11 protein-coding genes are annotated in these 12983 nt (G+C 58.8%); 8 read left to right on the top strand and 3 right to left on the bottom strand.

Features of this window, described 5'->3' with window-relative positions:
* Window positions 1-75: 75 nt before the first annotated feature.
* Window positions 76-282, bottom strand: a complete 207-nt coding sequence (locus tag ACWPW2_RS05355) for a YbfA family protein (RefSeq protein WP_023478218.1) — start codon at window positions 280-282, stop codon at window positions 76-78.
* Window positions 283-1158: 876 nt separating this feature from the next.
* Between ACWPW2_RS05355 and kdpF the strand changes: the two genes are divergently transcribed.
* From kdpF to kdpE, 6 genes are read left to right on the top strand one after another with little or no spacing between them, the layout of a single operon-like run.
* Window positions 1159-1248 carry a K(+)-transporting ATPase subunit F gene (gene kdpF / locus ACWPW2_RS05350; protein ID WP_042713160.1) on the top strand — a complete coding sequence of 30 codons (90 nt, stop codon included), beginning with the start codon at window positions 1159-1161 and terminating at the stop codon, window positions 1246-1248.
* Entirely contained in the window at window positions 1248-2924 is a 1677-nt protein-coding gene (kdpA, locus tag ACWPW2_RS05345) for a potassium-transporting ATPase subunit KdpA (protein ID WP_454121826.1), read from the top strand. The genes kdpF and kdpA overlap by 1 nt, the downstream gene beginning before the upstream one ends.
* 20 nt (window positions 2925-2944) lie before the next feature.
* Complete coding sequence (gene kdpB, locus ACWPW2_RS05340) at window positions 2945-4993, top strand: potassium-transporting ATPase subunit KdpB (RefSeq protein ID WP_454121825.1); 2049 nt, start codon at window positions 2945-2947, stop codon at window positions 4991-4993.
* A gap of 12 nt (window positions 4994-5005) precedes the next feature.
* Window positions 5006-5581, top strand: a complete 576-nt coding sequence (kdpC, locus tag ACWPW2_RS05335) for a potassium-transporting ATPase subunit KdpC (RefSeq protein WP_454121824.1) — start codon at window positions 5006-5008, stop codon at window positions 5579-5581.
* Window positions 5582-5584: 3 nt separating this feature from the next.
* Window positions 5585-8272 (top strand): two-component system sensor histidine kinase KdpD, encoded by a 2688-nt coding sequence (gene kdpD / locus ACWPW2_RS05330; protein ID WP_454121823.1) that lies wholly within the window; start codon window positions 5585-5587, stop codon window positions 8270-8272.
* Window positions 8269-8946 carry a two-component system response regulator KdpE gene (kdpE, locus tag ACWPW2_RS05325; protein ID WP_454121822.1) on the top strand — a complete coding sequence of 226 codons (678 nt, stop codon included), beginning with the start codon at window positions 8269-8271 and terminating at the stop codon, window positions 8944-8946. The genes kdpD and kdpE overlap by 4 nt, the downstream gene beginning before the upstream one ends.
* A gap of 387 nt (window positions 8947-9333) precedes the next feature.
* Here the strand turns inward: kdpE and pgm are convergent, their stop codons facing one another.
* A complete protein-coding gene (gene pgm / locus ACWPW2_RS05320) occupies window positions 9334-10974 on the bottom strand; it encodes a phosphoglucomutase (alpha-D-glucose-1,6-bisphosphate-dependent) (protein WP_023479953.1) in 1641 nt (546 codons plus the stop codon).
* A gap of 24 nt (window positions 10975-10998) precedes the next feature.
* On the bottom strand, window positions 10999-11553 hold the full coding sequence (gene seqA, locus ACWPW2_RS05315) for a replication initiation negative regulator SeqA (protein WP_076769558.1): 555 nt from the start codon (window positions 11551-11553) through the stop codon (window positions 10999-11001).
* 182 nt (window positions 11554-11735) lie between these two features.
* Here seqA and ybfF point away from each other — a divergent pair, with 182 nt between their 5' ends.
* Together ybfF and ybfE are read left to right on the top strand one after the other, a co-directional pair.
* Window positions 11736-12500 (top strand): esterase, encoded by a 765-nt coding sequence (gene ybfF / locus ACWPW2_RS05310; protein WP_454121821.1) that lies wholly within the window; start codon window positions 11736-11738, stop codon window positions 12498-12500.
* Window positions 12501-12638: 138 nt separating this feature from the next.
* The gene (ybfE, locus tag ACWPW2_RS05305; protein WP_023479957.1) at window positions 12639-12920 is read left to right on the top strand and encodes a LexA regulated protein; all 282 of its coding nucleotides are present in this window, start codon (window positions 12639-12641) and stop codon (window positions 12918-12920) included.
* Window positions 12921-12983: the final 63 nt, after the last annotated feature.

Genomic DNA, 12983 nt, shown 5'->3' with positions numbered 1-12983 from the left:
TGTAGTCAAAGGCCGCAGGTAAAAAAAAGCCACCGCAATTGCGGTGGCGCGATCGGGTTGCTGTGTGTAGCCCGATTAATAAAAGTCGCAGGTTACTTTTTCTGCTTGATCCATCCATACCGGTTTTTCGCTGGTTTTCGCCCAGACGCGGTGCAGATAGCTATAGAACCGTGCGCGATCCTTCCAGAACAACATCACCGGCAGTGCCAGCAGGCCCGCCGCAACGGCGAAAGCACGACGCATCAGCACAATGTGCGCTGGAAACATTTTGTATGTGTTCATAAATCTCTCCCCTTTGTCAGGCCGGTATCGGTCACCGGAAAAAAGTTACCGCAGCGGTAAGTGAGTAACGAAAAAACGCTGCGAGACTGAAATCTGCTCAAAATAATACCGGTTTGTTTGTAATTTTACTACTCATCCGACCACTATTTTTAGCTGGTGCGCATTTATTTACACGCAATCCGTAAATAAGTTACAAAACGGTTAAATTAATAATAACCATTAGTTAAATAATGGTTTTGAATATTGCATTTTCAAAATGGAGCCACTGAAACCGCGTAGGCCGGATAAGGCGGAGCCGCCATCCGGCATTTTATCAGCGGCACCATTGCCGGATGGCGGCTTCGCCTTATCCGGCCTACCAAAACGAGCCTACCGCAACACCGATATTGCCTTTACCTCCGGTTTCACAGCGGCGGTGTTGACCCCCGCTGAAATCGGCGAACCGAAGCGTGAATGACAAGGTCTGGACGCCATGGATGGCGGACAGAGGCGAACCGAGACAGGATGTCGAGTCGAGCCGGCCGCAGTCAGGCACGCGGGAGGTGAGCGCAGTGCGCAGCACCGATTTCCTCGCGGGGCCGCGGGGATTGACAAGGGGAGCGCGGCCGCTTCCCTTGTCCCGTTCACCGCACCGGTGATAAAACATTCCGCCCAATACCTGGTGAACGGAACCATTCCACCAATCCAACATCCGGCAATCGGTGCCGCGGAATATTCCGGATGGCGCTCGCGCTTATCCGGCCTACAACGACAAAACCGCTTATTTGTTCATCATTTTTATACTTTTTTTACACCCTGCCCGCCGATTTTTGCGAAATCTTTGCGTCTGAAAAATTAGCCTCTCTGCACATCCTTAAATCACCCCGGAGGTGAACTGTGAGTGCAGGCGTGCTAATCGGCATCGTGCTGGTTTTCCTGTTATTGGGCTACCTGATTTACGCCCTAATAAACGCGGAGGCATTTTAATGGCCGCTCAAGCGTTTCTTCTGGTTGCCGGCTTTCTGCTGGTGCTGTTCCTGCTGGCGCGCCCGCTTGGATCGCTACTGGCAAAGCTGATTGCCGGTCAGCCGTTGCCGGGCGTTGGCGTGGTGGAAAACCTGCTCTGGCGCGGGTTGGGCATCGACACTCGTGAAATGAGCTGGCGGCACTACCTGCTGGCGATCCTGTGGCTTAATCTGCTGGGCCTCGCCCTGCTGTTTGCCCTGCTGATGCTGCAAGGCATCCTGCCGCTGAACCCGCAGAACCTGCCTGGCCTCTCCTGGCACCTGGCACTCAACACTGCGGTCAGCTTTGTCAGCAATACCAACTGGCAATCCTACGCCGGTGAAAGCACGCTGAGTTACTTTAGCCAGATGGTCGGCCTGACGGTGCAGAACTTCCTCTCTGCCGCCACCGGCATCGCGGTAGTGTTTGCGCTGATCCGCGCCTTCGCCCGCCGCAGCATGGAGACGCTGGGCAATGCGTGGGTCGATCTGACGCGCATTACGCTCTGGGTGCTGCTGCCGCTGGCGCTGCTGATCGCTCTCTTTTTCATCCAGCAAGGCACGCTGCAAAACCTGCTCCCCTACCAGCCCTATACCTCCCTTGAAGGAGTTCAGCACCTGATGCCGATGGGCCCGGTCGCCTCGCAGGAAGCGATTAAAATGCTGGGCACCAATGGCGGCGGCTTCTTTAACGCCAACTCCTCCCATCCGTTTGAAAACCCGACGGCGCTGACCAACTTTGTGCAGATGCTGGCGATCTTCCTGATCCCTGCCGCGCTCTGTTTCGCCTTTGGTGAAGCGGTGAGTGACCGTCGCCAGGGGCAGATGCTGCTGTGGGCGATGTCGATAATCTTTGTCGCCTGTGTGGCAATTGTGATGCGGGCCGAGTGGCTAGGTAACCCGCACTTCCTGACGCTCGGCGGCGACAGCACCATCAACATGGAAGGTAAAGAGAGCCGCTTCGGCATTCTCGCCAGTAGCCTTTATGCCGTGGTGACTACCGCCGCATCCTGCGGTGCGGTCAACGCCATGCATGACTCCTTTACCGCACTCGGCGGCATGATCCCGATGTGGCTAATGCAGATTGGCGAAGTGGTGTTTGGCGGCGTCGGCTCAGGCCTCTACGGCATGCTGCTGTTTGTCCTGCTGGCAGTGTTTATCGCCGGGCTGATGATTGGCCGCACGCCGGAGTTCCTCGGTAAAAAAATTGATGTTCGCGAAATGAAGATGACCGCACTGGCGATCCTCGTCACTCCGGCGCTGGTGTTGATTGGCACGGCGCTGGCGATGATGACCGACGCCGGACGCAGCGGCATGTTCAACCCCGGCATTCATGGCTTTAGTGAAGTGCTGTACGCCGTCTCCTCCGCCGCCAACAACAACGGCAGCGCCTTTGGTGGCCTGAGCGCCAACACGCCTTTCTGGAACTGTCTGCTCGCCTTTTGCATGTTTGTCGGCCGCTTCGGCGTGATTGTGCCGGTGCTGGCGATTGCTGGCTCGCTGGTGAGTAAAAAGATCCAGCCCACCAGCTCCGGCACCCTGCCGACCCACGGCCCGCTCTTTATTGGCCTGCTGATCGGCACCGTGCTGCTGGTTGGCGCATTGACCTTTATTCCTGCCCTGGCCCTTGGTCCGGTGGCGGAATACCTTCAGTTTTGAGTCTGGCGGAGACCACAATTATGAGTCGCAAACAACTGGCCCTGTTTGACGCGAACCTTGTTCGCCAGGCGCTGATGGGTTCCTTAACCAAATTAAGCCCGCAGGTGCAGTGGCGTAACCCGGTGATGTTTATCGTCTGGATCGGCAGCCTGCTCACTACCTTGCTGGCAATCGCCATGGCAACTGGTCACCTGGTCGGTGACGCGTGGTTTACCGGCGCAATCAGCCTCTGGCTGTGGGTGACGGTGCTGTTTGCTAACTTCGCCGAAGCGCTGGCGGAGGGGCGCAGTAAAGCACAGGCCAACAGCCTGAAAGGGGTGAAAAAGACCGTCTTTGCCCGCAAACTGCGCGCGCCGCAGCACGATGCGCCGATGGATCATGTTCCGGCAGATGAGCTACGCAAAGGGGATATCGTGCTGGTTGAAGCAGGCGACATTATTCCCTGCGACGGCGAGGTGATCGAGGGCGGCGCGTCGGTGGATGAGAGCGCCATCACCGGTGAATCCGCACCGGTTATCCGCGAGTCTGGCGGCGATTTCGCCTCCGTGACCGGCGGCACACGCATTCTGTCTGACTGGCTGGTGATCCAGTGCAGCGTCAACCCGGGCGAAACCTTTCTCGATCGCATGATTGCCATGGTTGAGGGCGCCCAGCGCCGCAAAACGCCTAACGAGATCGCGCTGACCATTCTGCTGGTGGCGCTGACCATTGTCTTCCTGCTGGCGACCGCCACGCTGTGGCCCTTCTCCGTTTACGGCGGCACGGCGGTCAGCGTCACGGTGCTGGTTGCGCTGCTGGTCTGCCTGATCCCGACCACCATTGGCGGCCTGCTGTCGGCAATTGGCGTGGCGGGGATGAGCCGCATGCTGGGTGCGAATGTGATCGCCACCAGCGGTCGCGCCGTCGAAGCGGCAGGTGATGTCGATGTGCTGTTGCTGGATAAAACCGGCACCATCACCCTCGGCAACCGCCAGGCGTCGGACTTTCTGCCCGCGCGCGGCGTTGATGAGAAGACGCTGGCCGATGCCGCCCAGCTCTCTTCGCTAGCCGATGAAACCCCTGAAGGGCGCAGCATTGTGATCCTCGCCAAGCAGCGCTTTAACCTGCGCGAGCGGGATATGCAGAGCCTGCAAGCGACCTTCGTCCCCTTTACCGCGCAAACGCGCATGAGCGGCATTAACGTGCAGGATCGCATGATCCGTAAAGGCTCCGTGGATGCGATTCGTCGCCATATCGAGGCCAATGGCGGCACCTTCCCGGCGGATGTTGAATCTATCGTGGAAAATGTGGCCCGCCAGGGTGCGACGCCGCTGGTGGTAGCGGAAGGGGCCAACGTGCTGGGCGTAATTGCGCTGAAAGATATCGTTAAAGGCGGCATTAAAGAGCGCTTCGCCCAGTTGCGTAAGATGGGCATCAAAACGGTGATGATCACCGGCGATAACCGCTTAACTGCCGCAGCGATTGCTGCCGAAGCGGGCGTGGATGACTTCCTTGCCGAAGCAACGCCGGAAGCGAAGCTGGCGCTGATTCGTCAATACCAGGCCGAAGGTCGGCTGGTGGCGATGACCGGCGACGGCACCAACGATGCGCCAGCGCTGGCGCAGGCGGATGTCGCGGTGGCGATGAACTCCGGTACCCAGGCGGCGAAAGAGGCGGGGAACATGGTCGATCTCGACTCGAACCCGACCAAGCTGATTGAGGTGGTGCATATCGGCAAACAGATGCTGATGACGCGCGGGTCGCTGACCACCTTCAGTATTGCCAATGACGTGGCGAAGTATTTTGCCATCATCCCTGCGGCGTTTGCGGCCACCTATCCGCAGCTCAACGCGCTGAATGTGATGCATCTGCACTCCCCCTCTTCGGCGATTTTAAGTGCGGTGATCTTTAACGCGCTGGTGATTGTGTTCCTCATCCCGCTGGCGCTGAAAGGCGTGAGCTACAAGCCGCTGACCGCCTCGGCGATGCTGCGCCGCAACTTATGGATTTACGGGCTGGGCGGTCTGCTGGTGCCGTTTATCGGTATCAAAGCAATCGATCTGCTGCTCACGCTGTTCGGTCTGGTTTAAGGAGTGAAAAAGATGGCTTTATTACGTCCCGCCTTTCTGCTTTTAATACTGCTGACGTTTATTACCGGCGGGCTCTATCCGCTGCTGACCACCGCTTTTGGGCAGTGGTGGTTTCACGACCAGGCGAACGGCTCGCTGATCGAGCAAGGCGACACGGTTCGCGGCTCCCGTCTGCTTGGCCAGGATTTTACCGCGCCGGGCTATTTTCACGGTCGCCCTTCCGCGACTGCCGATGCGCCCTATAATCCGATGGCCTCGGGCGGCAGCAATCTGGCGGGCAGCAACCCGGAGCTGGATAAGCAGGTGGCCGAACGCGTGGCGCAGCTGCGCGCGGCAAACCCGCACTCACCCAAAGCGATTCCGGTGGAGCTGTTAACCACCTCCGCCAGCGGGCTGGATGGTCAGATTTCACCGCAGGCGGCCAGCTGGCAGATCCCGCGCGTGGCGCAAGCGCGCGGCTTGTCGGTGCAGACGGTCAATGATTTGGTTAATAAATACACCGAAACACCGCTGGTTAATTTCCTCGGTCAGCCGGTAGTGAATGTGGTTGAACTTAATCTGGCGCTGGATGCGCTGAAGGATAAATAACGCATGAGTGATGAGCCGTTGCGCCCCGATCCCGACCGCTTGCTGGAGCATGCTGCAACGGCACACCGGGGCAAGCTGAAGATCTTTTTCGGTGCCTGCGCCGGGGTGGGTAAAACCTTTGCCATGTTGCAGGAAGCGCAGCGGCTGCGGGCGCAGGGGCTGGACGTGCTGCCGGGCGTGGTAGAGACGCACGGGCGCAAAGAGACCGCCGCGCTGATGGCGGGTCTGCCCCTGCAACCCGTGCGGCGCATCGCCCATCGCGGGCGCGTGGTGCATGAGTTTGATCTGGACGCCGCCCTCGCGCGGCGTCCGGCGCTGATCCTGATGGATGAGCTGGCGCACAGTAACGCCCCCGGCTCGCGTCACCCGAAACGCTGGCAGGATGTGGAGGAGCTACTGGAAGCCGGCATCGACGTTTTTACCACCGTCAATGTGCAGCACCTGGAGAGCCTGAATGATGTGGTCAGCGGCGTGACCGGCATTCAGGTGCGCGAAACGGTGCCCGATCCCTTTTTTGATAGCGCTGATGAGATTGTGCTGGTCGATCTACCGCCGGACGATCTGCGCCAGCGGTTGCATGAAGGCAAAGTCTATATTGGCGGCCAGGCAGAGCGCGCCATTGAGCACTTCTTTCGCAAAGGCAATCTGATTGCGCTGCGCGAGCTGGCGCTACGGCGCACCGCCGACCGGGTCGATGATCAGATGCGCGCCTGGCGCGATCGCCTCGGCGAAGAGAAGGTGTGGCATACGCGCGACGCCATTCTGCTCTGCGTCGGTCACGGCGCGGGCAACGAGAAACTGATTCGCACCGCAGCGAGGCTGGCGGCAAAGCTCGGCAGCGCCTGGCATGCGGTCTATGTTGAAACCCCTACCCTGCACAAATTACCGGAGTCACAGCGGCGGGCGATCTTAAGCGCCCTGCGGCTGGCCCAGGAGCTGGGCGCAGAGACCGCGACGCTCGCCGATCCGGCGGAAGATCGCGCGATACTGCGCTACGCCCGGGAACATAACCTCGGTAAAATCCTGATTGGCCGCCGCGATAACCGCCGCTGGTGGCACCGTGAATCCTTTGCCGACCGCCTGGCGCGCCGCGCGCCGGATCTCGATCTGGTGATTATTGCCCTCCAGGAGAGCACCCAGCCGCTGCCTGCGCGTAGCGGCGATTCCCGCCCCTTTTTCGACCGCTGGCGCGTGCAGCTTACCGGTTGCGCGGTCGCGCTGGCGCTTTGTGCGGCGATCACCTTTATCGCTTTGCAGTGGCTGACGGCGTTTGAGGCCACCAACCTGGTGATGATTTATCTGCTGGGCGTGGTGCTGGTGGCGCTCTTCTATGGCCGCTGGCCATCGGCCTTCGCCACGGTGATTAACGTCATCAGCTTCGATCTCTTTTTTATCTCGCCGCGCGGCACACTGGCGGTGTCGGATGTGCAGTATCTGCTCACCTTCGGCGTGATGCTGACCGTCGGGCTGGTGATTGGTAACCTTACCGCCGGGGTGCGTTACCAGGCAAGGGTGGCGCGTTACCGTGAGCGGCGCACGCGTCATCTCTATGAGATGTCGAAAGCGCTGGCGGCGGGACGCAATAATCAGGATATCGCCGCCACCAGCGAAACGTTTATTCACTCCACTTTTGAGGCACGCAGCAAACTGCTGCTGCCGAATAGCGAAGGTAAACTGGCGGCAGTGACGGAAAACCAGGGCATGACGCCGTGGGATGATGCCATCGCCCGCTGGAGCTTTGATAAGGGACAGCCTGCGGGCGCAGGCACCGATACGCTGCCCGGCGTGCCGTATCAAATTTTGCCGCTGAAAAATGACGATACGGTCTATGGCTTGCTGGTTGTCGAGCCGGCGAATTTGCGCCAGTTGATGATCCCGGAGCAGCAGCGTCTGCTGGAGACCTTCACCCTGCTGGTGGCGAACGCCCTTGAGCGCCAGGCGCTGGCGACGCGCGAAGAGCAGGCGCGGCTTGCCAGCGAGCGCGAGAGTCTGCGCAACTCGCTGCTGGCTGCCCTCTCCCACGATTTGCGCACCCCGCTGACGGTGTTGTTTGGTCAGGCGGAGATCCTGACGCTGGATCTCGCCAGCGAAGGGTCAAAACATGCCCCGCAGGCCAACGAGATCCGCCAGCATGTGCTCAACACCACCCGCCTGGTTAATAATCTGCTGGATATGGCGCGCATCCAGTCTGGCGGCTTTAATTTAAAACGTGAGTGGCTGACGCTGGAGGAAGTCGTCGGCAGTGCGCTGCGTACCCTTGAGCCAGTGATGGGTGGGCGGCACATTGCGCTGTCGCTGCCCGATCCGCTGATGCTGGTGCATGTTGATGGCCCGCTGTTCGAGCGGGTGTTGATCAATCTGCTGGAAAACGCCGTGAAATATGCCGGATCCGGCGCGCAGATTGGTATTGAATCGCACAGCACACCGAGCGAGTGGACGCTGGAGGTGTGGGATAACGGGCCGGGGATCCCGCCGGGCCAGGAGCACGCCATTTTTGAAAAATTTGCGCGCGGCACCAAGGAGTCGGCCATACCCGGCGTTGGCCTGGGGCTGGCGATTTGCCAGGCGATTGTCGAGGTGCATGGCGGCACCATCGACGCGCAAAACCGCCCGCAGGGAGGCGCGCGCTTTTATGTTACACTCGCGCGGGAAACGCCCCCGCAACTGGATGAATTACCCGAGGATCTGTGATTAACGTTCTGATTGTCGAAGATGAACAGGCCATCCGCCGCTTTCTGCGCACCGCGCTGGAGGCTGAAGGGCTGCGCGTGCACGAAGCAGAGACGCTGCAGCGCGGGTTAATTGAAGCGGCAACGCGCAAGCCGGATCTGGCGATCCTCGATCTCGGTTTGCCGGACGGTGACGGACTCGATTTTATCCGCGATGTGCGCCAGTGGAGCCAGATGCCGATTATCGTTCTGTCGGCACGCATCGAAGAGAGCGACAAGATCGCCGCGCTGGATGCTGGGGCAGACGATTACCTCAGTAAACCTTTCGGCATTGGCGAATTACAGGCGCGGCTGCGGGTTGCGCTGCGCCGCCATGCCGCCAGCACGCCGGGCGAACCGGTGATTACCTTTGGCGATATTTGCGTTGATCTTGCCAGCCGCCGCATCCAGCGCGGCGAGGAGGAGATCCACCTGACGCCGATTGAGTTTCGCCTGCTGGCGGTGCTGCTCAATAACCACGGCAAAGTGCTGACCCAGCGGCAATTGTTGAGCCAGGTGTGGGGGCCGAATGCCGTTGAGCATAGCCACTATCTGCGAATTTATATGGGGCATTTGCGCCAGAAGCTGGAGAGCGATCCGGCGCGCCCGCGTCACCTGTTGACCGAGACCGGGATTGGGTACCGGTTTATGTTGTGAGGCCTGATTTACAAGGCTGATTGCCGGATGGCGCTACGCTTATCCGGCCTACGGGTTACATGTTCCGCGCCGTTTGATTGCCGGATGGCGGCTTGCGCCTTATCCGGCCTACGGGTTGCGTGTCCTGCGCGGTTTGATTGCCGGATGGCGCTACGCTTATCCTGCCTACGGGTTACGTGTTCCGCGCCGTTTGAATGCCGGATGGCGCTGCGCTTATCCGGCCTACGGATTAGGTGTTCTGCGCGGTTTGATTGCCGGATGGCGCTGCGCTTATCCGGCCTACGGGTTTCGGATTTAGTGTTTGATGCAGTTGTAGGTCGGATAAGGCGTCAGCCGCCATCCGACATAAAAAAGGCTCCCGAGGGAGCTTTTTTATTGTGCCGCGATTTACGCGTTTTTCAGCACTTCGCTGACAATTTCTACCGCTTCTTTCTCAATCAGCTTACGGTGTTCGTCGCCGAGGAAGCTTTCGCAGTAGATTTTGTAGGCGTCTTCGGTGCCTGACGGACGCGCGGCAAACCAGCCGTTGTCGGTCATCACTTTCAGGCCGCCAATCGAGGCGCCGTTGCCCGGTGCTGCGGTCAGGCGAGCGGTGATCGCATCCCCTGCCAGCGTGCTGGCGCTCACCATTTCAGGCGAGAGCTTAGAGAGCGCCGCTTTCTGCGCGGAAGAGGCCGCAGCCTGCAGACGGTTGTAGCTTGGCGCGCCAAAGCGGGCAGCCAGTTCGTCATAGTGCTGCTGCGGGTTTTTACCGGTCACCGCAGTGATCTCCGCCGCCAGCAGGCACATGATGATGCCATCTTTATCCGTAGACCACGGCGTACCGTCGAAGCGCAGGAACGAGGCACCCGCGCTCTCTTCGCCACCGAAGCCGAAGCTGCCGTCGTGCAGACCATCAACAAACCACTTAAAGCCCACCGGCACTTCCACCAGCTTACGGCCAAGGTCGTTAACCACGCGGTCGATCATCGCCGAGGAGACCAGCGTCTTACCGACTGCGACATCTTTGCCCCACTGCGGACGATGCTGGAACAGGTAGTTGATCGCTACCGCCAGGTAGTGGTTCGGGTTCATCAGACCAGCCGGGGTTACGATGCCGTGGCGGTCGTAATCCGGGTCGTTGGCGAAGGCCAGGTCAAACTTATCGCGCAGCGCCAGCAGACCGGCCATCGCACACTCGGAGGAGCAATCCATGCGGATCGCGCCATCTTTATCGAGGTGCATAAAGCGGAAAGTCTGATCCACTTCATCATTAACGATGGTGAGGTCGAGCTTGTAGTGCTCGGCGATACGTTTCCAGTACTCAATACCGGAGCCGCCCAGCGGATCGACGCCCAGCTTCAGGCCCGCTTTCTGGATCGCCGCCATATCGACGATCTCCGCCAGCCCTTCAATAAACGGCTGCACCAGATCTTTTTCAGTGACGTGACCGGAAGCCATCGCCGCATCCAGCGAAATGCGTTTCACGCCTTTCAGACCGTCAGCCAGCAGCGCGTTAGCGCGATCTTCCACCACTTTGGTGACGTTGGTGTCGGCCGGGCCGCCGTTCGGCGGGTTGTATTTGATGCCGCCATCTTCCGGCGGGTTATGGGACGGCGTAATCACGATACCATCCGCCTGCGCGCCACCATTTTTGTTGTGCACAAGGATTGCATTAGAGATGGCAGGCGTCGGCGTAAAGCCGTTATTTTCCTGCACGATGATATCGACGCCGTTGGCAGCCAACACTTCCAGCACGGAGATAAACGCCGGCTCAGAGAGGGCATGCGTGTCTTTACCGACATAGCACGGCCCGGTGATGCCGTTTTTCGCACGCTCTTCGGCAATCGCCTGCGCAATGGCAAGGATGTGCGGCTCGTTAAAGCTGTGACGCCATGCGCTACCACGGTGACCTGAGGTACCAAATTTCACCGCATGGTCAGCGTTGCCAACTTCCGGTTTCAACACATAGTACTGCGCAGTCAGCTGCGCGACGTTAATCAAATCGCCCTGTTGCGCAGGTTGGCCCGCGCGCGGATGGTTTGCCATTGCTTCGTCCTTTTAATGCAAGGATTAAATTGTGCCGCAAACTTTCTCAATCAGCTCCGCCGGGAACTGCATTGATTGCATGATGTGTTCAATCATGCTGCATTTACGGCCCGTATTCGTGTTGGTGATGACCCAGTAAGGGGTGTTCGGCACTTGCTTCGGCTTGGTCTGGTTGCCGTTCTGCAGCAGGGTGCGCTCATCAGCGGCAAAGTATACGCGCGTGCGACCGTGCAGAGATTCAGTGGATTCCGTAAACCCTTTGTCATCGAGTGAATAGAGTGTAGACAGGATTAGCAGAAAGCGATTGACCGCTTTTTTCTGCTCGGCGTATTCGTCCGAGAGCAGAAGCTCGCGAACAGCACGGACCTTATCCCGGGTGGTGTTGGCCGGTTTCACCTCTTCGACGACGCTTGCAGCGCGTGTCTCTTTCACCGGCGCGGCGGGCGCTGCAGAGGGAGACGATGATGCGGCGGAGAACTTCAGCATACGCCGTAAAATCTCGGATGCGCTCTCGCCAATGTGCTTGGTATGGCTGGCAATGTAACTGTAGAGCTCATCATCAACTTCAATCGTTTTCATCTTAATCCAGTGCTATATAAAATCTGAATACAAGTATTGGGATTATAAAGTGAAATCCCAACAGCGGATAGGTACACCCCAGGATGGCGGCAAAACTCAGAGTAATGCTTAGCCTTGCAGCCGGGCGGCAGAATGTTCACCATAATAACCTAACCCGTTGGAGTGAAAAAAAGAACTTTGCCATGAAATTGAACACGCGCGCGCAAACTGCACAACATCCGCACAACAATTCCCCGATTGTGCTGGTTCACGGCCTTTTCGGCAGCCTCGATAACCTCGGCGTGCTCGCCCGCGACCTGGTGCAGGATCACGATGTGCTGCAGGTGGATATGCGTAATCACGGCGTGTCGCCCCGCTCACCGGAGATGAACTATCCGGCGATGGCGCAGGATCTGCTTGATACGCTTGATGCCCATCAGATTGAAAAAGCGACCTTTATCGGCCACTCCATGGGCGGCAAAGCGGTGATGGCGCTAACTTCACTGGCACCCGATCGCATCGATCGCCTGGTGGCGATTGATATGGCGCCCGTGGATTATAAGGTGCGCCGTCACGATGAGATCTTTGCCGCTATCAACGCCGTCAGCGAGGCGGGCGTTTCGTCGCGCCAGCAGGCGGCGGCGCTGATGCGCGAGCAGCTTAATGAAGAGGGCGTGGTTCAGTTTTTACTGAAATCCTTCGTTGACGGTGAGTGGCGCTTCAACGTGCCGGTGCTGTGGGATCAATATGCCAATATTGTGGGCTGGGAGACCATTCCGGCGTGGGATAAGCCTGCCCTCTTCGTCTGCGGCGGCAACTCCTCTTATGTCACCGATGCCTACCGCGATGCGCTGCTGGCGCAGTTTCCCCAGGCGCGGGCGTATGTCATTGCCGGTGCCGGGCACTGGGTGCATGCAGAAAAACCTGATGCGGTGCTGCGGGCCATCCGCCGTTATCTGGCAGAGTAAGGCCAACTGATTAAAAAGGCGGCGACCGGTCGTTTCAACGCGCCCGGTCGTTGGCGTGCCGATGTTGGTGATGTATGATGGCGCGCTATTCAGCCCGGGCAGCGGCCCGATTGCGTGTTTTCCCGTAGTATTCATATCATGGCTAAAGAACAAACGGACCGTACGACACTAGATCTGTTCGCGAATGAGCGTCGCCCGGGACGGCCGAAGACCAACCCGCTCTCGCGTGATGAACAGTTGCGCATTAATAAACGCAACCAGCTTAAACGCGATAAGGTTCGCGGGCTTAAGCGCGTCGAACTGAAACTGAATGCGGAAGCGGTGGAAGCCTTAAATGAGCTGGCCGAAGCGCGTGAGATAAGCCGCAGCGAACTTATCGAAGAGATGCTGCTGGCGCAGCTTAAAGCCCTGCGCGGATAGCGATTCTTCTGAATCCTCATCAAATTCCCCTTTTCGTGTGGCATACAGTGCAGTCCGCGGCAA

It is taken from the genome of Kosakonia sp. Marseille-Q7440 (assembly GCF_965119485.1).
This window is presented reverse-complemented; position numbering and strand designations above follow the sequence as displayed.